The sequence below is a fragment of the Kitasatospora sp. NPDC097643 genome, assembly GCF_040302625.1.
Lineage (GTDB): Bacteria > Actinomycetota > Actinomycetes > Streptomycetales > Streptomycetaceae > Kitasatospora.
Genome location: NZ_JBEOSA010000001.1, coordinates 200,134 through 223,283 on the forward strand (window position 1 = coordinate 200,134; position 23,150 = coordinate 223,283).

Here is a 23,150-nt window from a genome sequence, read left to right on the forward strand (position 1 = left end):
GCCCTCGGCCTCCTCACTCCCCCTCAGCCGGTGCCGGGCCGCTTTCCCCGGTCCGGCGCGCCGCCGCTCCCAACTCCCCTTCCCAGCGCAGGTACAGGGAATGCGGCACACCGACGGCGTCCAGCACCCGGCCGGCCACGAAGTCGACGAGTTCGCGCACGGTGGAGCCGCCGGCGTAGAAACCGGGCGAGGCGGGGAGCACCACGGCGCCCTGCGCGTCGAGCTCCACCAGGTGCTTCAACGTCACCCCGTTGAGTGGCGTCTCACGCACGCAGACGACCAGCGGGCGGCGCTCCTTGAGGGTGACGCTGGCGACCCGCTGCAACAGGTCCTTGCTCAGGCCCAGCGCGATCCCGGCCACCGCGCCGGTGGTCGCGGGCACCACCAGCATCCCCTTGGCCGGGTAGGAGCCGCTGGACGGACCGGCCGCGAAGTCCCCGGCGGGCCAGTAGCGGACGTCGTCCAGCCCCTCGTCCGTCCCCAGCCAGGCCGCCAGGTCGGTGCGCCAGTGGGCGTCCCGGAAGGAGATGCCGGTCTCGTCCAGGATGGTGAGCCGGGCGGCGCGGCTGACCACGAGGTCCACCGACTCCCCGGCGGCGAGCAGCGCCCGGATCACCGAGGCGGCGTACGGCGTGCCCGAAGCCCCGGAGACCCCGACCACCCACGGCTGACGCTTGTCTGTTCCCATGGGGCATTTCTATCCCGCCCCCATCCCCGGACACCCCCTGGGAGGATGGGGCCATGGCAGCGACCCTCGTCGACCTCACCCATCAGGTGACCACCGCGATGCCGGTCTACCCCGGCGATCCGGCCGTCCTGCTGGAGCCCGCGCTCACCACCGCCACCGCCGGGGTGAACGTGCTGGCCCTGCACCTCGGCTCGCAGTCCGGGACCCACGTGGACGCGCCCTACCACGTGGACGTCACCTGGCCGACCCTGGACGGGCTGCCGCTGGAACGGTTCACCGGCCCGGCCGTGCTGGCCGACCTGCGCGGGCTGGAGCCGCGCGCGGCCGTCACCCCGGAGCTGCTGGCCCCCGCGCTGGAGCGGGCGGCGGCCTTCGCCGAGGGGGCGGTCCTGCTGCTGGCCACCGGCTGGGCCCGGCACTGGGGCACCGACGCCTACCTCGCCCACCCGGCCCTGACCGCGGAGGCGGCGGAGGCGATCGTCGCCGCCGGGATCCGCACCGTCGGCGTGGACGCGCTGAGCGTCGACCCCACCCCCGATCCGGGCCCGGGCGACCCGGCGGTGGCGGCGCTGCTCGCCGACCTCACCGACGAGCACGACCAGCCCGCCGCCGAGGAGCCGACGCTGGCGGCGCACCGGGTGCTGCTGGGGGCGCCCGGCGGCGGGGTGATCGCCGAGAACCTGACCGATCTGCGGGCGCTGCTGGACGCCCAGGAGGCCGGGCGCCCGGTGGAGGTTTCGCTCTTCCCGCTGCGGCTGGTGGCGGCGGACGGCGCGCCGGTCCGGGCGGTGGCCAGGCTGGGCTGAGCGCGGCCCGGCCCGCGGTCAACTCCGGTCCGGGGACTTGGTCTAGACCATCCCGGGAGCCCGCCGGTACGCTGTCCGCCCATGGCAGAGATCATCGGAGTGATCGAGCAGCTCTGGCGCTACCCCGTGAAGTCCACCGGCGGCGAGCGGCTCGACTCCGTCGAGGTGGACCGGCGCGGACTGGCCGGCGACCGCCTCTACGCCGTCCGCGACGGCGCCGGGAAGTTCGGCTCGGGCAAGAACACCCGCCGCTTCCGCCGGATGGACGGCCTGCTCCGCCTCTCCTCCCGCCTCGGCCACCGGATCGACGGGCCCGAGCTGTTCGACCCGCTCGGCCGTCCGGTCGCCGACCCCACCGCCTTCCTGCGCGCCTACCTCCAGCGCGAGGACGTCGAACTCGCCCGCGAGGACGCCGTCTCGCACTTCGACCAGCTGCCGGTCAGCGTGCTCACCACCGCCACCCTGGACTGGGTCCGCCAGACCGTCCCCTTCGCGGTGGTCGACGAACGCCGGTTCCGCCCCAACGTCCTGCTGCGCACCCCGCCCGGTACCCCACCGTTCATCGAGGACGACTGGTTCGGCCGGCAGGCCCACGGCACGGCCCCGGACGGCGCCCGGCTCGCCTTCGTCCGCTCCAGCGAGCGCTGCGTCATGACCGCCACGGCGCAGCCCGGGCTCCCGCACGCCCCCGAGATCCTCAAGGCCGTCGTGCACGCCCACGACGGCCGCCTCGACGCCCTCGCCGAGGTGGCCGCCCCCGGCCGGCTGAGCGTGGGCGACGAGCTCGCACTGGACTGACCCCGAGCCGGTACGCGACCGCCGGCAGGCGCTAGAGTCCCGCTCCGGATCGGATTTTTGACATCCGGTCACACACACGGGGGGTTATTCGTCATGTCTGTCGTACGCGTGCGTCGTTCCCGATCCGCCGTGGTCACCGCCGCCACCCTCGGCGTCATGCTGGCCACCGGCGCGGTGCTGTCCGCCCCGGCCGCCTATGCCGCCGATGCGCCCGCGGCCACCACGGCCACCGCCACGACCACCACCACCGCCGCTCCGGGCGTCACGGAGGCGGCCAAGCCGGAGCTGACCGTCCACGAGCCGGCGACCATCGGCCACGGCGGTGAGCCGGTCGAGTTCACCGAGACCGTCACCAACCCGGGCAGCGCCGAGGCGTCCTTCACCCTGAAGCTCGACGCGAGCAACCCGGCCGCCCGCGGGGCCGGCCGCGTCACCATCGACTACCGGGCCGCCGACGGCAGCTGGAAGCCCGTCGCGCTGGCCTTCAGCCAGTCCGACGCCTTCCACTTCACCGGCGAGGTCACCGGTCTGACCGTCGCCGCCGGCGCCACCAGGACCGTCCAGCTGCGCATCGCCACCCCGGTCAACAACGACTGGGGCAACCAGGACTCGCCCATCAAGCTCCGCTCCGCCCTCCTCGACCAGAGCGGGAAGACCGTCCTCGCCGAGAGCACCAAGGAGATCACGGCCAAGGCCCTCACCGTCCAGGTCAAGGACGCGCCGACCACGGCCGTCGTCGGCGGCGCCCCGGTCGAGTTCGACGTCACCGTGAACAACGCCAGCGCCTCGCGCTACACCGACGTCGCCAAGGTCGTCGAGGCCGACCGGCGCAGCACGCTCCAGGTGAAGAAGGCCGACGGCAGCTGGGAGAACATCACCGGCACCCCGAGCACCCAGCCGGGCTCCGACCGGGTCAGCTACCTCCTCACCGGTGACAAGAGCATCGCCGCCGGCGGCAGCGACACCCGGCACGTCCGCCTCGCCTTCACCGCCGACGCCCCGCTCGGCACGACCTACGTCCACCCGTGGGCCGTGCAGGACACCGGCCCGGGCTACGCACCCGCCATCCGCGGCCCCCAGGCCCTGGCGATCGAGCTCACCGCGGCCCCGGTCGTCGCCAAGCCGACGCTGACGGTTCAGGAGCCGGCCTCGATCGGCTACGCCGGCGAGCCGGTCGAGTTCACCGAGACCGTCACCAACCCGGGCACCACCGAGGCGCCGTTCACCCTCAAGCTCACCGCGAGCAACGGGATGGCCGGCTCCCCGGGCCGCATCACCGTCGACTACCGCGACGACAACGGCACCTGGAAGCCGCTCGCGCTGACCTTCAAGCCGGCCGACGGCACCTTCGGCTTCACCGGCAGGATCACCGGCCTGACCGTCGCCGCCGGCGCCACCAGGACCGTCCAGCTGCGCCTCGCCACCCCGACCGACGTCGGCGGCGCCCTCACCCAGCCGATCAAGCTCCGCTCCACCGTCGTCGACCCGGCCGAGAGCGCCGTCTACGCCGACACGACCAAGGACGTCGCCGTCAAGTCCCTGGCCGTGGAGGTCAAGAACGCGCCCACCACCGCCGTCGCCGGCGGCGCCCCGGTCGAGTTCGACGTCACCGTCAGCAACCCCAGCGCCTCCAGCTACACCAACGTCACCCCCGCCCTGGGCGCCGACCCGAACACCACCCTCCAGGTCCAGAAGGCCGACGGCACCTGGGAGAGCATCACCGGCACCGCCGCACCCGGCTCGGTCGTCTACCACCTCAACGGCAACGACACCACCCTCGCCGCCGGCGCCACCCTCACCAAGCACCTCCGGCTCGCCTTCACCGCCGGTGCCCGCACCGGCAAGAGCTACGTCAACCCCTGGGCCGTCCTCAACGAGAAGACCGGCGTCCCGGCCTACGTCGGCCCCCAGGGCTTCCCGGTCGACATCACCACCGCCCCGGCCACCGGCGGGACGGGTACGGCCACGGGCACCACCACGAGCACCACCACCGGCAGCACCGAGGCGGGCAGCACCACCGCCCGGGCCACCGGCTACACCGCCACCACGGGCATCACCTCCGCCGACGTCGAGCCGGCCGGCGGCGAGCTCGCCCGCACCGGTTCGGACGGCATGGTGGAGACCGCGGCGAGTGCCGCCGCCCTGCTCGTGAGCGGCATCGGCGCGCTGTTCGTCGCCCGTCGCCGTCGCAACGCCTGACCCTTCCCCGCCCCCGAGGCCACGAGCCCCGGCCCCCGGATTCGTCCGGGCGCCGGGGTTCGGCGTTTTCCGGGCCCGACCTGGGCGGATGCCCACCACCGAAAGGTGAGCGGACGTTACGTCAACACTCTTTTCCCATTGACGACTTGACCTTCCCGGGACCATCCTGTCTTACTGTCATAAGACAGGAGAACAACGGTGATCGAGTTCGTCCTCGACGGCCGCTCGCGGGTGGCCACCTACATGCAGCTCGTGTTGCAGGTGAAACAGGCACTGCGGGTCGGGCTCGCGCGGCCCGGCGACCAGTTGCCGAAGGTGCGCGAGGTGGCGCGGACCCTGGCGATCAACCCCAACACCGTCCTGAAGGCTTACCGGGAACTGGAGTTGGAGGGGCTGGCCGAAGGGCGGCCGGGCGTCGGAACCTTCCTGGTCGGCACGCTGGCCGGGCCGTCGCTGGTCAACCAGGCCGAGCTGCGCGAGGAACTGGTGGCCTGGCTGCGCAAGGCCGAGGCCGCCGGGCTCGCCCGGGAGGACATCGCCGCACTGATCGACACCACCCTGCGGGCCACGCTCGACCGGCCCGGGCCGGCCGACAGATGATCGAAAGCTTGGGGGAAGAAATGACGGAAGTCGCGCTGGAAGCCCACGAGTTGGGCAAGAGATACGGGCGTTCCACCGCCCTCAGGGGCTGTTCGCTCCAGCTCCCGGCCGGGCGGATCGCCGCGCTGGTCGGCCCGAACGGCGCGGGCAAGTCCACCCTGCTGCACCTCGCCGTAGGCCTGCTGGAGCCGGACGAGGGGCAGGTGCGGGTCTTCGGTCGCGACCCCCGCGCGGGCACCGAGGTGCTGGCCGAGATCGGCTTCGTCGCCCAGGACACCCCGCTCTACCCGGACTTCACCGCCGCCGAGCTGATCACCATGGGCGGCAAGCTCAACCGCCGCTGGGACGCGGACGTCGCCCGGGACCGGCTCGCCCGGCTCGGCATCCCCCTCGACAAGCCGGTCGGCAGCCTGTCCGGCGGCCAACGCGCCCAGGTGGCACTGGCCTTGGCGCTCGCCAAGCAGCCGCGTCTGCTGCTGCTCGACGAGCCGGTGGCCGCGCTCGACCCGCTCGCCCGGCACGCCTTCATGCAGGAGCTGATGGGCGCCGTCGCCGACCTCGGCACCACCGTGCTGCTCTCCTCGCACCTGCTGGCCGACCTGGAGCGGGTCTGCGACTACCTGGTCGTGCTACAGACCGCGCAGGTCCAGCTGACCGGCTCGGTGGACGACCTGCTCGCCGGGCACCGCACCATCGTCGGCCCCCGGGTCGGCGCGGAGGCCGTCCCCGGCGTGGCGGCGGTCGTCCGCGCCAGCCACACCGAGCGCCAGTCCACCCTGCTCGTCCGGACGGACGGACCGCTGGACGAGAGCCTCTGGACCGTCCACGAGGTGACCCTCGAAGACCTCGTGCTCGCCTACCTGGGCGCAGCCGACACCCGCCCCCTCCCGGAGGTGACCGCGTGATCTGGCTGACCTGGCGCCAGCACCGCAAGCAGGCCCTGTGGACGGCGGTCCTGATGGCCGTGCTCGCCGCCGCCGTGATCCCCACCGGCCTGTCGATGCGGGCCGCCTTCAAGGACTCCGGTCTGGCCGACTGCCTGCGCCGGCTCGGTCACGACCGGCTCGCCACCGGCGGCGACTGCCAGGCGCTGAGCCAGCGGTTCGACAACCAGTACGGGGCCATGCCCTTCCTCGCCATCCTGTTCCTGCTGCTGCCGCTGCTGGTCGGGCTCTTCCTCGGCGCCCCGCTGGTCGCCCGCGAGGTGGAGAACGGCACCCACCGGCTGATCTGGACCCAGGGCATCAGCCGCCGCCGCTGGATCGTCACCAAGTTCGGCCTGGTCGGCGGCGCGGCGCTGGTCCTGTCGGTGGTGTACGCGGTCGGCGTCTCCTGGTGGTTCCAGCCGCTGGCCGACAACGGCCTCGGCCGGTTCCGCTACCTGGTGTTCGACCTCCACGGCACCGCACCGATCGGCTACACGCTGTTCGCGGTGGCGCTCGGCATCCTGGTCGGCACGGTCTGCCGCAAGGTGCTGCCCGCGATGGGGATCTCGCTGGTCGCGTTCGTCGCGGTCCGGGCCCTGGTCGAACTGCTCGCCCGGCCGTCCTACCTGCCGGCCAAGTCGCTGACCTACCCGATCGACAGCCCGGTCCTGGCCAACCGCTTCACGGGCGACTGGGTCCGCGCCAGCGGCCTGCGCAACGGCACCGGGGAGCTCGTCATGCCGGACGCCCAGATCGGCTGCGCCCAGGACGGCACCGAGGCCAGCGCCAGGTGCGTGGCCGACCTCTCCCAGCAGGGCTTCGGCCCCGGCCCGTACACCAACTGGCAGGAGTACCAGCCGGCCGACCGCTTCTGGACCTTCCAGGCGATCGAGACCGGGATCTTCCTCGCCCTGACCGCGCTGCTGCTGTTCCTGGCGGTGCGGCGGATCCGGCGGATCGCCTAGATCGTGCTGCCCGGGGTCGCGCGGGCCGGGCGGATCAGGCACAGCGGATGGCCGGCCGGGTCGGCGAAGATCCGCCACCGGCCGACGTCGTGCAGGCGGACGGCGCCGAGGGCGAGCACCTCGCGCTCGGCGCCGTCCAGGTCCTCGACGTGGACGTCCAGGTGGGCCTGCTGGGGGTGGTCCCGGTCCGGCCAGCGCGGCGGGCGGTAGCCGTCGACGCGTTGGAAGCAGAGCACCGTGCCGCCGTCCAGGTGCAGGGTGGACCAGCCCTCGCCGAGCGACCAGCGCGGATCCGGCCGGTCGACCGCACCGCCCAGCACGCCAGCGTAGAAGCGGGCCAGCGCGGCCGGGTCCGGGCAGTCCAGGACGATGCACTCCAGCTTGCCGATCATGCCCCGATCCTCGCGGACGGACGGCGGCCGGGGAAGCGGGTTTCGGGCGGCGGTGGACAGCCGCAGCCCCGGTCGGGACCATGATCGGATGATCACAGGAGCATCGGAGCCGTGGGCCCGGCTGGAGCGGATCCGCCGCGAACGCGGGCTGCTGACCCCCACCGAGCTGCTCGAACTCGCCGACCAGGGCGTCACCGTGCTCGACCCGTTCTCGGTGATCGTCTCCCGGCGGGTGCGCCTCGGCCCGGACACCCTGCTCTACCCGGGCGTCGTCATCGAGTGCGACGAAGGCAGCAGCTGCGCCCTCGGCCCCGGCAACGTCCTGCACGGCGGCACCCGGATCACCGCGAGCAGCGGCGGGCGGATCACCATCGGGCGCGACTCGCTGATCGGCGAAGGCGGCACCCAGATCACCGCGACCACCATTGACGCCATCCTGATCGGCGACCGGACCCGGATCGCCAACGGCGCCGAGGTGCTGGGCAGCAGCCGGATCGGCGACGGCGCCCAGATCCTCGGGCCGATCTCCGCCCGCTCCGTCGACCTCGCACCCGGCCGCTCCCGCACCTACCCCGACCCGGACGCCCGCGGCGGCGTCCTCAAGGGCTTCGGCCGGGCCCAGCGGATCCACGTCGGCGTGGGCGAAGTCGTCAACGGCGCCGGGGACTTCGCGACGGCCCCGGTCGAACGCCAGCGCACGTACCACCCGGAGGCGCCCCGGCTGACGCGGTAGGGCCATCGTCCGTCGGCCGGGTGAACCTGGTGGACGCAGTCGACGGGAGCGCCAACCCGGCCTCCCGCGCCGTCCTGGAGCGCACCGGCTTCACCGCCACCGGCCCCACCGTCGTCGGCGGCCGCCCCGGCCTCGCCTTCCGGCTCGACCTGCGCGCGTACGGCGACTGAGCGGTTCGAATCCCACACCGGCGGGGAACGACCGCCAGCATGACGATCCCTCACCGCTTGACCGGCACCGGCGACCACCACGTCCTGGTGCTGCACGACTGGTTCGGCACCAGCGCCGGCTGGGGCCCCTTCCTCGACTACCTCGACGGCGACGCCTTCAGCTACGCCTTCCTCGACTACCGGGGCTACGGGGAGCGCAAGGACGTCCCCGGCGCGTACACGCTCGCCGAGATCGCCACCGACGCACTCAGCCTCGCCGACCAACTCGGCTGGGAGCGCTTCTCGCTGGTCGGCCACTCGATGGGCGGCAAGGCGGCCCAGCAGGTGCTGGCCGAGGCCCCGCTGCGGGTGCGCAAGCTGGTCGGCCTGGCCCCCGTCCCGGCCGGCGCGTACCCGCTGGACGCCGACGGCGAGGCGTTGTTCTACGGTGCCGCCGAGGACCGGGCGAAGCGGTACGCGATCCTCGACCTGGTCACCGGCCAGCGCGCCGGCCGGGTCTGGCTCGACCACATGGTCGACCAGTCGCTGCGGCTCTCCACCCCGGAGGCCTTCGGCGGCTACGTCCGCGACTGGGCGACCGCCGACCTGGAACGCCGGATCAGCGGAAACCCCGTCCCCGTCAAGGTGATCGTCGGCGAGCACGACCTCGCCCTGACCGCCGACGTGATGCGCGGCACCTGGCTCAGCCACTACCCCAACGCCGTACTGGAGGAGCTCGGCGGCAGCGGCCACTACCCGATGTACGAGACCCCGGTCGCCCTGGCCGGCTCCCTGGAGGCCTTCCTCCACAACTGAGGCCGCTCCCGCGCTGCACCGGAAGTCGACTCCGCCGACTTCCTGTGCAGCGCCGGGGCGTCAGCCCGCTGCGGTGCGGTAGCGGCTCGGGGGGAGGCCGTGGTGGCGCTTGAAGGCGTGCGAGAAGGCGAACTCCGAGGTGTAGCCGACGCGGGTGGCGAGGGTGGAGAGCGGGAGGTCGGAGTCGCGCAGGAGGCGGGCGGCCGTGGCCATCCGCCACCAGGTGACGTAGGCGAGCGGCGGCCGGCCGACCGTGGCGGTGAAGCGGCGGGCGAAGGCGGCGCGGGAGAGGCCGGCCCGGGCGGCCAGGGACTCGACCGTCCAGCTCCGGCCCGGCTCGGCGTGCACGGCCTGGAGGGCGCGGCTCAGCGCGGGGTCGGCCAGGGCCGCCGCCCAGCCGCCTTCCGGGCCCCCTGCCGGCTGCTCGGACCAGGTGCGCAGGATGAACAGCAGCAGCATGTCGAGCAGCGCGGGCACCGTGGCGGCCGAGCCCGGCCTGGGCCGCTGCAACTCCCCGGCGAGCAGGCCGACGGCCGCCCCGATCTCGGGGTGCCGGCCGGGCAGGTGCAGGACGTCCGGCAGGTCCCGCAGCAGCGGGTGCGCGCGGGCCGGGTCCAGCTGGTAGGCGCCGCACAGGGTGACGGCGTCGGCCGGCCCGTCGTCCGTGCCGCCCTCCCACCCGCCGTCGGCGTGCGGGTCGCAGACCGGCCCGGCGATCGGCGAGGACGGGTGGTCGGCGAGCACGTGCCCGTGGCCGCGCGGCAGGAACAGCACGTCCCCGGCGGCGAGCCTGACCGGCTCGCCGACGTCCGGCAGCAGCCAGCAGGACCCCTCCAGGACCACCTGGAACCCCGCGCCGGGCGCGGACGGGAACCGCTGCCCCCACGGCGCCCGCCAGGCCACCCGGGCCGAACGCGGCTCCCCCGTCCGCAGGGTGGCCACCACATCGCTCAACACGTCCACACCGAGGACGGTAGACGATCGCGCATGAAGCCGAGATCCGTACGCATGGGGCGTCTCAATCGCCTCGCGTACGTTCGAAGCATGACCCCGAAGCGAACTGACGCCCCCTCGACCGTCCTCGTCGTCGGCGCCGCCGGCACCGTCGGCCGGCACGTCGCCCTACAGCTCACCGCCTCCGGCACCCGCGTCCGGGCGCTGACCCGGCAACCCGACCGGGCCCGGCAGCCCCGGTACGTCCAGGGCGACCTGCTCGACCCGGCATCGCTGGAGGCGGCGGCCCACGGCACCGACGCCGCCTTCCTGGTCTGGCCGTTCGCCACCGCCGAGGGCGCGGCGGGCGCGGTGAAGGCGCTGACCGGGCACGTCGGCCGGGTGGTCTACCTCTCCTCCGCCGCCGTCCGGGACGTGCCCGGGCAGCGGTCCGAGTCGCCGGGACGGCCGGACGCCGAGATCGAGGAACTGATCGCCGCGAGCGGCGTCCGGCACACCTTCCTCCGCCCGCACGGCTTCGCCGCCAACACCCTGCGCTGGGCCGAGGAGATCCGCACCGAGGCCGTCGTCCGGGGCTTCGGCGGCGCGGCCGGGCTCAACCTGATCGACGAGCGCGACATCGCGGCGGTCGCGGTGCGGGCCCTCGTCGAGGACGGCCACGACGGCGCCCGCTACGTGCTGACCGGCCCGGAGTCGCCGGCCCAGGCCGAACAGGTCCGGATCATCGGCGAGGCCGTCGGCCGCCCGGCCCGCTGGGAGGAGATCCCCCGCGAGGCCGCCCGCCACCGCATGCTCGACACCGGATGGCCGCCCGCCATCGTCGACGGCGCCCTGGACTTCATCCACGCCCGCATCGCCGCCCCCGAGCCGGTGACCACCACCGTCCAGGACGTCACCGGCCACCCTCCCCGCCCGCTCCAGGCCTGGGCCGCCGACCACGCCGCCCTGTTCCGGTGAGCGACGGCCGTCAATACTTCAGGGGCTTGACGATGGTGTGCGTGATGACCTGCCCCGCGATGTACTTGGTCTCGATCCTCGGCCGACCCACCGCCTCCGACCGTCGCGCGCCGCGGGTCTCGGACGGGGACGGCACGGCGCCCGCAGCCTCCGGGTAGTTGCAGGTGAGGAGCTCGGTGTCCCAGTGCAGGCCGGCCGGGCAGTCGAAGCGGTAGGCGATGCCGTTGCTGCACTCCCAGAACCGCCCGGGGTCGGTGTCCGGGTAGTACTGCTGGTCGCCGGGGCACGGCTTGGTCACGTACGGCTGCTCCGCGCGCGGCTGCGCGGCGGCGGCCTGCGGCACCGCCGGCGCGGCCAGGCAGAGGCCGGTCATGGCGGACGCCGTCAGCGCGCGCCGGACACTCGGCTTCGTCATCGGTTTCCCCTCGGGTCGGGCCCGAGCCGGACACCCACGCCCGGGCGCCCCACCCCGGGCAAGATCACGCACCCGGCCCAACGACGCCGTCCCCACCGGGACACGGCCGCCCGCTGCCCACCTCAGGCGGCGGGGAGGGCCAGACCCGCACCCGCTCTCAGCGCGGCACGGGCCAGGGCGGCTCCACGTCGGGCGACCTCGGCGACCGTGCCGGCTGTTGTCGTGACGGTTCTCGCCCCCACGCCCGCGCAGGCCCGGCAGATGCCCGGGGAGGGCACCGGATCCCGGCACTCCGCGCATTCATGGCGCCCGGGCGCGGCGTCCGGTGGCCGGGGCGGCGGGAGCTTGCGTTGCAGGCGGTCGCGGAGCACGCCTGCCGGGGAGTGCATCGGCTGCGGCAGCGCAGGCAGCAGGGCGTGCGCCAGGTCGGCCTCCGAGCAGCCGCGCGCCAGCCACTCGGCGACCAGCGGCGCGAGCGCGGCCGCCTCGCGCTCGCCGAGCCGCAGCCGGGGCTCGCGGCGGACGACCCGGAACAGCGCCGCGACCGCCTCCCGGACCTGCGGGTCCGGCTGCGTCAACTCGACGGGGAGGGTGGGTACTTCTTCCGGGTTCTTTACATAAGGGGCGTCAGAGCGACCGGGTTCGGGTGAACCGGCCGCCGGGAGGGGGACACCCGGTCCCGCCACAAGCTGGGGAGTGTCGAAGACATGCGCATAGGAGCGGACCGTCCCGTCGGGCAGCCGCACCGTCTCGACCCGGTAATACCCGGCAGCCTTCAGCTCGTTGAGCGCCCGCCGGACGGCCCCGCGCCCCTGAGTGCTGCTGTCGGCCATCTGCCGGCCGTCCTCCCGCCAGCCGTCCGGGCGGGAGAGGAGATCCGCGAGGAGGCCGCGAGCGGTGTAGCTGAGGCGGCGGTCCTGGAGGAGACCATTCGGAAGAACGGTGAAAAAGCGCGCGTGCACGCTACGATGAATCTGCATGGGGAGTGTCAGCTCCTGGTGCCAGACCCCGGGGTGTTTCCGCGCCGCCGGGGTCTTCTCTTTTCTGCTTGCGCGACGGAACGTAACACGCCGATAGCAGCCAGTGTTAACGAGATTGACGTCCAGTCAGCGCGCGAAGCACCCAGGGGCGCGCGGCCATTCCCGCGCGCCGCAAGCGTCACCTTCAGCGAAGCGTCGCCGGTAGATGCCCCCGCCATGCCAGGCACGTCGCGGTGCCGCCTCCCAGTCCGCAACCGCATGCCGGACCGCTGCTGGGCGCGTCGGCGGCGAGTAGGCCCGCACGGGACGAGAGGAGTGCCCCATGAGTCAGCCAGCACCGGACGGCATCGGACTGATCCCCCGGCCCGACAAGACCCCGGCCGCACTCAAGGCCGCGCTTGCCGTCGTCGCCCCGGATCGGCTCCCCGAGATGGTCGAGGGGCAGACCGGCGCCATGGCGGCGGCCATCAAGGAGGGCAGCGTCAGCCCGATCCTCTCCTTCGTCGCGCACTGGGCCGCGGTCGTGGAGATCGAGCGGGTCCAGGACACCGCAAAGGCGTATCACCGGGCGAACTACCTGGCCAACCACGCCCCGTCGGTCGAGGAGTGCCGGGCACACGCCGTCGAGGTCGCCGAGCTCTACCGTTCGGCATTCGCAGCGGTGAACGGGTGAGCTGGGGCTGGGAGTACCTCCCCAGCAAGGAACGCGTCACCGGCGGCGCACCAGCCGCCTTCCTCGCTGCCGTCGAGCACAAGGCCGAGGAGCTCGTCCGAGCCGCCGAAGCGCTCCACCTGGACGGATCCGCCACGAGGGCAGCGGCGAGCCGATGCAGTGCATCGACGTCGCCGGGGGCCTCTTCACGTACTACGTCGTTCCCCGGCTTGCGCTCGTGGTCGTCTGCCAGGTGACTCCACCGCCGGCATGATCGCCATGGCCGTGGCCCGGCCCGCGAGCGTGCCCCCTGGCGCAGCCGGTGAGGCGCCCCCTCGAACTCGCATACCGTCTCACAACGCCGCGGAGCAACTGGAAAGCCGCAGGTCACAGGAGTGAGACGACATACCGCCAGATCTGGGACGTGAGACCGTGGCGGCCGCCCTCCTGCCGGGTTCACCATGATCATCAGGTGGCCGCGCACAGCACACAGCTTGTTGCGAGAGCGCCGATTACCCGGCACGAACACATTTCGAGGTGCACACATGAAGACGCTCGCGACGAAGGCAGCGGCCGTGACGGCCGTCTCCCTCCTCCTCGGCCTCGGGCTCGCGGGGAACGCGCAGGCTGCGGCCCGCGACGGGCAGGACCCGATCTCGGCGGGCTGCGCGGGTGACGCGATCACCGCGAAGGAGGCGCAGATCTGGGACGGGTACACCAACTCGTACGACGGGAAGATCCAGCTCCGCTACAGCCCGTCCTGCCGGACGATCTGGGGCCGCGTGATCGCGTACAAGGGCGTCGGCATCGGCATGTCCCAGGTCTACCGCAACTCGGACAACGCCTACCAGCAGTGCACGATCGCCAGCGGGAACTGGAACGACAGCCTCGGCGGGTACAGCTGCTACACCCCGATGCTCAACGACGCCGGCGTGACCGGCTTCGCCACCGGGTGGGTCCACGACATGTGGAACCACATCTCCTCGGAGAGCACCGGAAGCTACTGAGAGACCCGGAATCGCTGACGGGCATCGATACGTCAAGCCTGTTGTGCGAACCGGCATTTCGTGGCCTGTTCGAGGGCTCGTTACGGTCCGATCCATGGACTGGAACTTTCAGACGGCCGAAAGGCTCGCGGCTGCCCTGCGTGCCGGTGAAGTGACCTCGGCGGAACTGGTCGACGCGGCGATCGCCCGTATCGAGCGGGACGACGAGGCGATCAACGCGATCTGCCTGCCGGACTTCGACCGCGCGCGGGCCGCCGCGCGCGGTGCCGACCAGGCCCGCGCCCGCGGCGAGGACCGGCCGCTGCTCGGCATTCCGGTGACGGTCAAGGAGTCCTACAACGTCACCGGAATGCCCACGACCTGGGGCATGCCGCAACACCGGAACCACCTGCCGGCCGAGGACGCCGTGCAGGTGTCCAGGCTCAAGGCCGCGGGCGCGGTGGTGCTCGGTAAGACCAATGTGCCCTTGGGGCTGCAAGACATCCAGAGCTTCAACGCGATCTACGGCACCACCAACAACCCGTGGGACCACGGCCGCACGTCGGGTGGATCCTCCGGCGGATCCGCGGCGGCCCTGGCGTGCGGATTCGGCGCGCTGTCCATCGGTTCCGACCTCGCCGGTTCGCTGCGCACCCCCGCGCATTTCTGCGGTGTCTACGCACACAAGCCGACCCTCGGGCTGGCCGCGAACCGCGGCATGGTCCCGCCGCTCGCACCGGCCCTGCCGGTCGACCTCGACCTCGCCGTCGTCGGGCCGATGGCGCGCACGGCCCGCGACCTCACGCTCCTGCTCGACGTCATGGCCGGACCGGACCCGCTGACCCGCGGTGTGGCGTACGAGTTGTCGCTGCCGCCCGCGCGCCACGAGCGGCTCCGCGACTTCCGGGTCCTGGTCCTCGAGGAGCATCCGCTCATTCCGACCGGGTCCGCCGTCCGGGCGGGCGTGAACCGGGTGGCCGACGCGCTCGTCGACGGCGGCGCCCGCGTCGCACGACACAGTGCGCTGCTGCCCGATCTGGCCGAAGCCGCGACGCTCTACACGCGGTTCCTGTTCTCGGGCTCCACCGCGCACTTTCCCGTCGAGGCGACCGAGCAGCTGCGGACCCGCGCCGCCGGACTGAGCCCGGACGACCAGAGCCTCGATGCGGCGCGGCTGCGCGGCATGGTGCTCAGCCACCTCGACTGGATCGAGGCGAACAACGGCCGCGAGCTCCACCGCCACGGCTGGCGGCAGCTCTTCGCCGAGTTCGACGCCGTGGTGTGTCCGATCACGCCCACTCCCGCGTTCCCGCACGACCACAACCCCGATCCGCTGGAACGCCGGATCGACATCGACGGCGTCGAGTACCCGTACTTCGACCAGCTCGTCTGGGCCGGTCTGGCCACCATGCCCGGCCTACCCGCCACCGCCGTACCAACGGGCCGGTCCCCCGAGGGTCTGCCGGTGGGAGTGCAGCTCATCGGTCCGATGTTCGAGGACCGCACGGTACTGCGGCTGGCCGAACTGCTGGAGGAGGAGATCGGCGGCTTCCAGGCACCGCAGACATACGCACCGCAGGCATACCGAGAGTTCCCGTAGCCGACTCCACCGGTGCTGGAATCTCCCCCGGGGGGAGGTCGTACCGTCCCGATCGGTCGCAGGGTGCGGCTGCCGAGAGGGGTGTGTGATGGCGACGTTCGTGCTGGTTCCCGGGCTGTTCCTGGGTGGTTGGGCGTGGGAGGCGGTGGCCGCCGAGCTGGCGGCGCGGGGGCACCGGGCGGTGCCGGTGACGCTGCCGACGGAGGCGGGGGCCACGCTGGCGTCGCATGCCGACGCGGTGGCGGAGGTGCTCGCGGCGGAGGGCCCGGGGGCGGTGCTGGTGGCGCACAGCTACGGCGCGTTCCCGGGCGTCGCGGCGGCGGACCGGCGGCCGGAGCTGGTGTCGCGGCTGGTGTTCGTGGACACCGGCTCCCCGGAGTCGGGCGAGTCGGTGGAGACGCAGATGCCGCAGCTGGACCTGCTGGCGGGGGCAACGGGTGACGTCGTCCCGGTGCCGAAGGAGATCCCGGCGGTGCACGGGGTGCCGGAGGCGGAGCACGAGCGCTGGCGCCGGCTGGCCACCCCGCAGCCGGTGCGGACGGTCACCGATCCGATCGAGCTGACCGGCGACTGGCTGCGGGTGCCGACCACCGGCGTGTTCTGCCGGGCGAGCGGGCTGAGCATCGAGTTCGCCCGGACGCTGCACGCCACCGGGCTGCCCCGGTTCGCGAAGCTCGCCGAGCCCGGGGTGACCTTCTTCGAACTGCCGACCGGCCACTACCCGATGCTGTCCGCGCCGCTGGAGCTGGCGGACGTGCTGGAGCGCGCCGCGAAGGGCGAGGGTAGCGGCCTGTACGACAACTGACCCCGGCTGCGGGCGGCCGCGAGCGCCGGACGGCCGGCGGATCCGACGTCCCACTCAACCGTGGAGCCGACAAGCCCAAGACATCCGAGCCGTGGCTCCGCTCATGATCGGAGCGACCTGGCCTACGCCAGCGCGTCGAGTTCGGCGGAGATGGCCGCCCGAAGCGGGGCGTAGGCCGGGGTGAGGGCGTACTGGGGGTCACGCCAGTGGTCGGGCGGGTAGAGCCAGACGGGCTTCTCGACCAGGTACGCGGGCTCCCACTCGTAGCGCGGCCAGATGTGCGCGTGCAGGAACGGGTCCTTGTTGCCCAGGATTTCGAGGTTGACCCGGCGGAAAGCCGGGTCGGCGGCGCGGCAGGCCCGTTCCACCGCCTCGCCGAGCCGGTCGAGGTCGGCGAGGTACGCGAGGCGGCGCGGGCGGGGCAGGTCGGTGAGGCGTTCGACGCCCGGCTGGTCGGTCAGCAGGACCGCGTAGCCGGGCAGGAACTGGACGTCCCCGATGACGGCGAAGCCGGCCCCCAACCGCCGCAGCACGGTGGGGTTCTCACCCCGCAGCGCGCTGCCGACGCGGTCGGCACGCCAGTCGGGCGACGTCACGTCAGATCGTGCTGAACTCGCCGTCACGGACGGCGGTGACGAAGGACTGCCAGGCGGCGGGCGTGAAGCGGAGGCGAGGCCCCTCCGGGTCCTTGGAGTCGCGAACCGAACCCGGGCGGGCATCGTCGACCTCGATACAGTCGTTACTGCCGCTGCCGCCGCTGTAGCTGCTCTTGCGCCACTGCTCGGTTCGGTGCATTCGCGTAGTCCTCCGCCGCCGACTCGATCAGAGCACGGGACGCCTCCGGCGACAACGCGGCAGCCCTGACCAGATCGTAGGCCAGCATGAAGTTCCTCACCAGAGACGGATCGTCCACCAGGCCCCCGCTCTGCGGCCCTTCGAGATAGACCGTGGGCGGCGCCTCCTCGAAGGTCATCAGGCAGACCGAACCTTCCATCAAGGCGTACGCGCCAGCGGAGAACGGCACCACCTGGATGATGGCCGTCCTGTTGCGGACCAAGTCGACGAGGTACGTCATCTGCCGCGCCATGATGGCAGGGCCGCCAACTGGCCGACGAAGTACCGCTTCGTCCAGGATCGCCCAGTACAGCGGCGCCTTCGCTCCGTCGAGAATCGCGGATCGAGCCAGTCGAGCAGCAACCAACTCCTCGTTGGCCACTTCCTTCCGGAGCGGATTAGCCGACTCGAACAGAGCTCTCGCATAGTCCGCCGTCTGCATCAGGCCGGGCACCAGCAACGGCGAGAACTGACTGATGCTCTCCGCCGAGGACTGGAGTTCAACTACCTCGGCGAAGTAGTCCTCGTAGCGCGAGGACTTCCGCACCATCTCGTACATCCGCTGGAAGTGCCCGTCCGTCTTGAGCACGTTGTCCAAGTACTCCGACAGGTCCTTCTGCGGCTTGCGCACCGCCACTTCCATCTGCCCGATGTACCCGCCCGAGCAGAACACCAGCTTCCCCAGGGCCTCCTGGGTCAGCCCCGCCGCCTCCCTGAGCCTCCTCAGCTCCTCGCCGTAGTACCGGCGCGGGGCGTCCGACGGGTCGAAGTCCTTCGCCATGAGTGCAACTCCCCTTCAACGAGACCGTTGTTGGGATCGACGATAAGCACTCACAGCCACGGAGTCGATACAAACAGTGACGCTGTAGGGATCAGATCCCGAGCCCGCGAATGATCAGGTCCAGCAGCGCGAACACGAACAGCGAAATCCCCACGAACCCGTTGGTCTGGAAGAACGCCCGGTTGAGCTTCGACAGGTCGTTCGGCTTCACGATGGTGTGCTCGTACAGGAACGCCCCGGCAACCACCACCAGCCCCACCCAGAATGCCGCCCCCGCATCCGTCAGGAGCGCGAACCAGCCCAACAGAAGCGTTGTCAGGACGTGGCACACCCGCGCGCCCCGGATGGCCGCCGGCACCCCGAACCGCGCGGGCACCGACCGCACCTTGCCCTGCCGGTCCGACTCGACGTCCTGGCAGGCGTAGATCAGATCGAAGCCGCCGATCCAGATGCCGACCGCGACCCCCAGCACCACGGCTTCCCACGACCACGACCCGGTCACCGCGAGCCAGGCCCCCACCGGCCCCATGGCCTGCGCGAGTCCCAGGATCGCCTGCGGGAAGTCGGTGAACCGCTTGCCGTACGGGTAGACCACCATCGGCACCACCGCCACCGGCGCGAGCGCCAGGCAGAGCGGGTTGAGCAGGGCCGCCGCGCCGAGGAAGACCACCAGCGCGACCGCCGAGCCGATGTACGCGGTCTTCAACGACACCGCGCCGGTGACCAGTTCACGCCCCGCGGTACGCGGGTTCCGGGCGTCGATCTCGCGGTCGATGATCCGGTTGGCGGCCATCGCGAAGGTCCGCAGCCCGACCATGCACACGGTGACGATGAACAGCTGGCCCCAGTGCACCCGCTTGTCGGCGAGGAACATGGCCGTCAGCGCGGCGATGTAGGCGAAGGGCAGCGCGAAGACCGAGTGCTCGATCATCACCAGCCGCAGGAAGGCCCGGGCACGCCCCGGGGTCTCGACGGCGGAGGCCGTGCTCACAGCCCGTACTCCTTCCAGCGACGCGACACCAGCTCGGCCGTCGCCGGGTCGGAGGACACCATCTCCGGCCAGCCGCCGTCCCGGGTGTACCCCTCCTCCGGCAGCTTGCGGGTGGCGTCGATGCCCGCCTTGCCGCCCCAGAACTGCTGGTACGAGGCATGGTCGAGGTGGTCGACCGGCCCTTCCACCACCGTGAGGTCACGGCTGTAGTCGACGTTGCCGAACGCCCGCCACGCCACCTCCTGGTAGTCGTGCACGTCGCAGTCGGCGTCCACCACGATGATCAGCTTGGTCAGCGACATCATGTGCGCGCCCCAGATGGCGTGCATCGTCTTCTGGGCGTGCTTGGGGTACTTCTTGTCGATCGAGACGATCACGCAGTTGTGGAAGCCGCCGGCCTCGGGCAGGTCGTAGTCGACGATGTCCGGGATGATGATCTTCAGCAGCGGCAGGAAGAACCGCTCGGTGAACTTGCCCAGCGGGCCGTCCTCGGTCGGCGGGCGGCCGACCACGATGGACTGGAGGATCGGGCGGCGGCGCATCGTCACGCAGTCGATCGTCAGCGCGGGGAACGGCTCCTGCGGGGTGTAGAAGCCGGTGTGGTCGCCGAACGGGCCCTCGGGCAGCAGCTCGCCGGGCTCCAGCCAGCCCTCCAGCACCACCTCGGCGTCGGCCGGGACCTGGAGCGGCACGGTCTTGCAGTCGACCATCTTCACCCGCTCGCCCGCGACGAAGCCCGCGAACAGGTACTCGTCGATGTCCCCGGGCAGCGGCGCGGTGGCCGCGTAGGTGACGGCGGGCGGGCAGCCGAAGGCGATCGCGACGGGCAGGCGCTCGCCGCGCTTGGCCGCCACCGCGGCGTGGTTGCGGCTGTCCTTGTGGATCTGCCAGTGCATGCCGATGGTCCGGCGGTCGTGCCGCTGGAGCCGGTAGAGGCCCAGGTTGCGGATGCCGGTGTCGGGGTCCTTGGTGTGGGTGAGGCCCAGGTTGAAGAAGGAGCCGCCGTCCAGCGGCCAGGTGAAGAGGGCGGGCAGCTCGTCCAGGTTGACGTCGTCGCCGGTGAGCACGACCTCCTGGACCGGGGCGTCGCCGGACTTCACGTGCTTCGGCGGCACGTGGGCCATCGAGGCGAGCTTGCCGAAGGCGTCCCGGAAACCGGTGAAGCCCTGCGGCAGTTCGGGCTTGAGCAGGCCGGCGATCTTCTCGGCGATGTCCTCCGGGCCCTTGAGGCCGAGCGCCTTGGCGAGGCGCCGTTCGGTGCCGAAGACGTTCATCGCGAGCGGCATCGACGAGCCCTTGACGTTCTCGAAGAGCAGCGCGGGGCCCTTGGCCTTCTGCACCCGGTCGACGATCTCGCCGATCTCCAGGTGCGGGTCCACCTCTGCCTTGATGCGCTTGAGGTCGCCCTCGCGGTCGAGTGCCCGCAGGAACGAGCGGAGATCGTCGTATGCCATGCCTGTCAGTATCCGCCACCCGATAGCCTGGCTCGGTCAAGGGCCCCGGTAAGGCGCCCGTCGCAACCGCCGTCGTCCGGGGGGAGATCACCGCCGTGCCGAGGATCCTGCTGACCATCGTTCTCCCGTTGGCCCTCTGGGTGTGGGCGTTCATCGACTGCCTGTCCACGCCCGAGGACGAGGTGAAGCACCTCCAGAAGCCGCTGTGGGTAATCATCGTGCTGCTGTTCCCGCCGCTGGGCCCGATCGCCTGGCTGGTGGCCGGAAAGCGGCGCGGCCTGCGGGTGGCCGCCGAGGGGGGACCGGACGACCGTGCACGGGCCGACCGCCCCGGCCTCCGGCCCGACGGCCGTCCGCTGGCGCCGGACGACGACCCCGAGTTCCTGGCCTCGTTGAAGAAGAGCGACAAGGAGCACGAGGACATGCTCAAGCAGTGGGAGGCCGATCTCCGCCGGCGCGAGCAGGAGCTGCGCGGCAAGGACGAGCCGGAGGACGGCCGTAAGAGCTGACCGGAGCCGCTCGCGGACTCCCTCGGACAGCCCACCCGGGCGGCATCGGGTGGGCTGTGGCGTTTTTGGCGCTTCCCTACGACTCCAGGGGTGGCGGCACGGACCGTGACCGCTCCGGTGCCCTGCTTGAGCAGAGCTTGAGCAAGGCGCAAGACGCCCCGCTTAGGCTAGTCAACGACGGCCCTGACCTGCGCTTTTCTTCACGCTCAGATCATCGGACCATCATTTGCCCGACAACCCCCGGTATTCGAACGGACACCGAGCGCATCGGCTTCGACCCCGCGACTTCTGTGCAGGCCTGACATCTAAACGGACCCGACCTTGTACGGAATCGACGCCGAAACCAACGCACGGCCCCTCGTACAGTCATAAGTGAAGAAAGTGATTCGCAGCCGGGGGCACAGCAGACGTTGGCTGTCGGACAGTTCCCTCACCCTTGGAGTGGTTCGAGATGACGGTTGTGCATGAGGCGCCGGTCGGAGACGAGATCCCCGAGATGCCGGCCGACGCCCGCGGACGGGTCGCCGAGCTTCACGAGCTGCGCGAGAAGGTGCGGCGCGGCCCCAGCGAGAAGGCCACCGAGGCCCAGCACGCGAAGGGCAAGCTGACCGCCCGCGAGCGCATCGAGCTGCTGCTGGACGAGGGCTCCTTCCACGAGGTCGAGCCGCTGCGCCGGCACCGCGCCCAGGGCTTCGGCCTGGAGGCCAAGAAGCCGCACACCGACGGCGTGATCGTCGGCTGGGGCACCGTGCACGGCCGGACCGTCTTCACCTACGCGCACGACTTCCGGATCTTCGGCGGCGCCCTGGGCGAGGCCCACGCGCAGAAGATCCACAAGATCATGGACATGGCCATCGCGGCCGGTGCGCCGCTGGTCTCGCTCAACGACGGCGCCGGCGCCCGCATCCAGGAGGGCGTCACCGCGCTCGCCGGCTACGGCGGCATCTTCCAGCGCAACACCAAGGCCTCCGGCGTCATCCCGCAGATCTCGGTCATGCTCGGCCCGTGCGCCGGCGGTGCCGCGTACTCCCCCGCGCTGACCGACTTCGTCTTCATGGTCCGCGAGACCTCGCAGATGTTCATCACCGGCCCGGACGTGGTCCAGGCGGTGACCGGCGAGAAGATCAGCCAGAACGGGCTCGGCGGCGCGGACGTCCACGCCGGCGTCTCGGGCGTCTCGCACTTCGTCTACGACGACGAGCAGTCCTGCATCGAGGAGGTCCGCTACCTCCTGTCGCTGCTGCCGCAGAACAACCGCGAGATGCCGCCGACCGTCCTCAGCGACGACCCGGTCGACCGCCGCAACGACAGCCTGCTCGACCTGGTGCCCGCGGACGGCAACCGCCCGTACGACATGCGCAAGGTGATCGAGGAGATCGTCGACCACGGCGAGTACCTGGAGGTCCACGAGCGCTGGGCCACCAACGTGCTGTGCGTGCTGGCGCGGATCGACGGCCACGTCACCGGCATCATCGCCAACCAGCCGCAGTCGCTGGCCGGCGTGCTCGACATCAACGCCAGCGAGAAGGCCGCGCGCTTCGTCCAGATGTGCGACGCCTTCAACATCCCGCTGGTCACCATGCTCGACGTGCCGGGCTTCCTGCCCGGTGTCGACCAGGAGCACGACGGCATCATCCGGCACGGCGCCAAGCTGCTGTACGCCTACTGCAACGCCACCGTGCCGCGCATCCAGCTGATCCTGCGCAAGGCCTACGGCGGTGCCTACATCGTCATGGACTCGCGCTCCATCGGCGCCGACCTCTCGTACGCCTGGCCGACCAACGAGATCGCCGTCATGGGCGCCGAGGGCGCCGCCAACGTGATCTTCCGCCGCGACATCAACGGCGCCGAGGACCCGGACGCCATGCGGGCCCAGAAGATCAAGGAATACAAGAACGAGCTGATGCACCCGTACTACGCGGCCGAGCGCGGCCTCGTGGACGACGTCATCGACCCCGCCGAGACCCGCCAGGTGATCGCCTCGGCCCTGTCCATGCTCCGCACGAAGCACGCCGACCTGCCCAGCCGCAAGCACGGCAACCCGCCGATGTAGCAGCCGGCGGTCCCGCCCTCCGGGGCGACGCGCACGTCCGAGCGACACCCAGTAGCGACGAGCAGTAGCGACTCGCAGCACCGAGCGACACCACCACACCACAGTCA

At 71.9% G+C, this 23,150-nt stretch carries 26 protein-coding genes; 16 read left to right on the top strand and 10 right to left on the bottom strand.

The window, feature by feature from the left end; genetic code table 11:
- Positions 1-13 precede the first annotated feature (13 nt).
- On the bottom strand, positions 14-688 hold the full coding sequence (locus ABTY15_RS00945) for a UbiX family flavin prenyltransferase (RefSeq protein ID WP_350574154.1): 675 nt from the start codon (positions 686-688) through the stop codon (positions 14-16).
- Positions 689-741: 53 nt separating this feature from the next.
- On the opposite strand from ABTY15_RS00945, the gene ABTY15_RS00950 reads away from it, so the two are divergent.
- The 6 genes from ABTY15_RS00950 (at position 742) to ABTY15_RS00975 (ending at position 6,982) form a co-directional block, all read left to right on the top strand.
- A complete protein-coding gene (locus ABTY15_RS00950) occupies positions 742-1,494 on the top strand; it encodes a cyclase family protein (RefSeq protein WP_350574156.1) in 753 nt (250 codons plus the stop codon).
- Positions 1,495-1,575: 81 nt separating this feature from the next.
- Complete coding sequence (locus ABTY15_RS00955; RefSeq protein ID WP_350574158.1) at positions 1,576-2,292, top strand: MOSC domain-containing protein; 717 nt, start codon at positions 1,576-1,578, stop codon at positions 2,290-2,292.
- 93 nt (positions 2,293-2,385) lie between these two features.
- Positions 2,386-4,491: a hypothetical protein gene (locus tag ABTY15_RS00960; protein WP_350574160.1), complete on the top strand. Its 2,106-nt coding sequence runs from the start codon at positions 2,386-2,388 to the stop codon at positions 4,489-4,491.
- Between the two features lie 198 nt (positions 4,492-4,689).
- Positions 4,690-5,091, top strand: a complete 402-nt coding sequence (locus ABTY15_RS00965) for a GntR family transcriptional regulator (protein WP_350574162.1) — start codon at positions 4,690-4,692, stop codon at positions 5,089-5,091.
- 20 nt (positions 5,092-5,111) lie between these two features.
- Entirely contained in the window at positions 5,112-5,996 is an 885-nt protein-coding gene (locus ABTY15_RS00970; RefSeq protein ID WP_350574164.1) for an ABC transporter ATP-binding protein, read from the top strand.
- A complete protein-coding gene (locus ABTY15_RS00975) occupies positions 5,993-6,982 on the top strand; it encodes an ABC transporter permease (RefSeq protein WP_350574166.1) in 990 nt (329 codons plus the stop codon). The genes ABTY15_RS00970 and ABTY15_RS00975 overlap by 4 nt, the downstream gene beginning before the upstream one ends.
- Here ABTY15_RS00975 and ABTY15_RS00980 read toward each other — a convergent pair.
- The gene (locus ABTY15_RS00980) at positions 6,979-7,374 is read right to left on the bottom strand and encodes a VOC family protein (RefSeq protein WP_350574168.1); all 396 of its coding nucleotides are present in this window, start codon (positions 7,372-7,374) and stop codon (positions 6,979-6,981) included. The genes ABTY15_RS00975 and ABTY15_RS00980 overlap by 4 nt on opposite strands.
- Positions 7,375-7,462: 88 nt before the next feature.
- On the opposite strand from ABTY15_RS00980, the gene ABTY15_RS00985 reads away from it, so the two are divergent.
- From ABTY15_RS00985 to ABTY15_RS00995, 3 genes are read left to right on the top strand one after another with little or no spacing between them, the layout of a single operon-like run.
- Positions 7,463-8,107 (top strand): hypothetical protein, encoded by a 645-nt coding sequence (locus ABTY15_RS00985; RefSeq protein ID WP_350574170.1) that lies wholly within the window; start codon positions 7,463-7,465, stop codon positions 8,105-8,107.
- Positions 8,108-8,136: 29 nt separating this feature from the next.
- Positions 8,137-8,277, top strand: coding sequence for a hypothetical protein (locus ABTY15_RS00990; RefSeq protein ID WP_350574172.1), 141 nt, complete (start codon positions 8,137-8,139; stop codon positions 8,275-8,277).
- A 39-nt stretch (positions 8,278-8,316) separates the two neighbouring features.
- Entirely contained in the window at positions 8,317-9,072 is a 756-nt protein-coding gene (locus tag ABTY15_RS00995) for an alpha/beta fold hydrolase (protein WP_350574174.1), read from the top strand.
- 60 nt (positions 9,073-9,132) lie between these two features.
- Here the strand turns inward: ABTY15_RS00995 and ABTY15_RS01000 are convergent, their stop codons facing one another.
- Positions 9,133-10,035, bottom strand: coding sequence for an AraC family transcriptional regulator (locus ABTY15_RS01000; protein WP_350574176.1), 903 nt, complete (start codon positions 10,033-10,035; stop codon positions 9,133-9,135).
- 81 nt (positions 10,036-10,116) lie between these two features.
- Between ABTY15_RS01000 and ABTY15_RS01005 the strand changes: the two genes are divergently transcribed.
- A complete protein-coding gene (locus tag ABTY15_RS01005; RefSeq protein WP_350574178.1) occupies positions 10,117-10,983 on the top strand; it encodes an NAD(P)H-binding protein in 867 nt (288 codons plus the stop codon).
- 10 nt (positions 10,984-10,993) lie between these two features.
- Here the strand turns inward: ABTY15_RS01005 and ABTY15_RS01010 are convergent, their stop codons facing one another.
- The gene (locus ABTY15_RS01010) at positions 10,994-11,398 is read right to left on the bottom strand and encodes a carbohydrate-binding module family 14 protein (RefSeq protein ID WP_350574179.1); all 405 of its coding nucleotides are present in this window, start codon (positions 11,396-11,398) and stop codon (positions 10,994-10,996) included.
- A gap of 122 nt (positions 11,399-11,520) precedes the next feature.
- Positions 11,521-12,378 carry a hypothetical protein gene (locus ABTY15_RS01015; protein WP_350574181.1) on the bottom strand — a complete coding sequence of 286 codons (858 nt, stop codon included), beginning with the start codon at positions 12,376-12,378 and terminating at the stop codon, positions 11,521-11,523.
- 322 nt (positions 12,379-12,700) lie between these two features.
- Here ABTY15_RS01015 and ABTY15_RS01020 point away from each other — a divergent pair, with 322 nt between their 5' ends.
- From ABTY15_RS01020 to ABTY15_RS01035, 4 genes are all read left to right on the top strand, one after another.
- Complete coding sequence (locus tag ABTY15_RS01020; protein ID WP_350574183.1) at positions 12,701-13,051, top strand: hypothetical protein; 351 nt, start codon at positions 12,701-12,703, stop codon at positions 13,049-13,051.
- Between the two features lie 524 nt (positions 13,052-13,575).
- A complete protein-coding gene (locus tag ABTY15_RS01025; RefSeq protein ID WP_350574185.1) occupies positions 13,576-14,037 on the top strand; it encodes a DUF2690 domain-containing protein in 462 nt (153 codons plus the stop codon).
- A gap of 94 nt (positions 14,038-14,131) precedes the next feature.
- Positions 14,132-15,616 carry an amidase gene (locus ABTY15_RS01030; RefSeq protein ID WP_350574187.1) on the top strand — a complete coding sequence of 495 codons (1,485 nt, stop codon included), beginning with the start codon at positions 14,132-14,134 and terminating at the stop codon, positions 15,614-15,616.
- An 88-nt stretch (positions 15,617-15,704) separates the two neighbouring features.
- On the top strand, positions 15,705-16,421 hold the full coding sequence (locus ABTY15_RS01035) for an alpha/beta fold hydrolase (RefSeq protein ID WP_350574189.1): 717 nt from the start codon (positions 15,705-15,707) through the stop codon (positions 16,419-16,421).
- Between the two features lie 122 nt (positions 16,422-16,543).
- Here ABTY15_RS01035 and ABTY15_RS01040 read toward each other — a convergent pair whose 3' ends face one another.
- The 5 genes from ABTY15_RS01040 to ABTY15_RS01060 all read right to left on the bottom strand — a co-directional run bounded on the left by ABTY15_RS01040 (position 16,544) and on the right by ABTY15_RS01060 (position 20,481).
- Positions 16,544-17,017: an HIT family protein gene (locus ABTY15_RS01040; RefSeq protein WP_350574191.1), complete on the bottom strand. Its 474-nt coding sequence runs from the start codon at positions 17,015-17,017 to the stop codon at positions 16,544-16,546.
- A 1-nt stretch (position 17,018) separates the two neighbouring features.
- Complete coding sequence (locus ABTY15_RS01045; protein ID WP_350574193.1) at positions 17,019-17,216, bottom strand: DUF397 domain-containing protein; 198 nt, start codon at positions 17,214-17,216, stop codon at positions 17,019-17,021.
- Positions 17,161-18,036: a helix-turn-helix domain-containing protein gene (locus ABTY15_RS01050; protein ID WP_350574195.1), complete on the bottom strand. Its 876-nt coding sequence runs from the start codon at positions 18,034-18,036 to the stop codon at positions 17,161-17,163. The genes ABTY15_RS01045 and ABTY15_RS01050 overlap by 56 nt, the downstream gene beginning before the upstream one ends.
- 91 nt (positions 18,037-18,127) lie before the next feature.
- The gene (gene mqnP / locus ABTY15_RS01055) at positions 18,128-19,027 is read right to left on the bottom strand and encodes a menaquinone biosynthesis prenyltransferase MqnP (protein ID WP_350574198.1); all 900 of its coding nucleotides are present in this window, start codon (positions 19,025-19,027) and stop codon (positions 18,128-18,130) included.
- The gene (locus ABTY15_RS01060; protein WP_350574200.1) at positions 19,024-20,481 is read right to left on the bottom strand and encodes a menaquinone biosynthesis decarboxylase; all 1,458 of its coding nucleotides are present in this window, start codon (positions 20,479-20,481) and stop codon (positions 19,024-19,026) included. The genes mqnP and ABTY15_RS01060 overlap by 4 nt, the downstream gene beginning before the upstream one ends.
- Before the next feature lie 95 nt (positions 20,482-20,576).
- Between ABTY15_RS01060 and ABTY15_RS01065 the strand changes: the two genes are divergently transcribed.
- Together ABTY15_RS01065 and ABTY15_RS01070 are read left to right on the top strand one after the other, a co-directional pair.
- The gene (locus ABTY15_RS01065) at positions 20,577-20,990 is read left to right on the top strand and encodes a PLD nuclease N-terminal domain-containing protein (RefSeq protein WP_350574202.1); all 414 of its coding nucleotides are present in this window, start codon (positions 20,577-20,579) and stop codon (positions 20,988-20,990) included.
- A 451-nt stretch (positions 20,991-21,441) separates the two neighbouring features.
- Positions 21,442-23,043 carry an acyl-CoA carboxylase subunit beta gene (locus ABTY15_RS01070; protein WP_350574204.1) on the top strand — a complete coding sequence of 534 codons (1,602 nt, stop codon included), beginning with the start codon at positions 21,442-21,444 and terminating at the stop codon, positions 23,041-23,043.
- Positions 23,044-23,150: the final 107 nt, after the last annotated feature.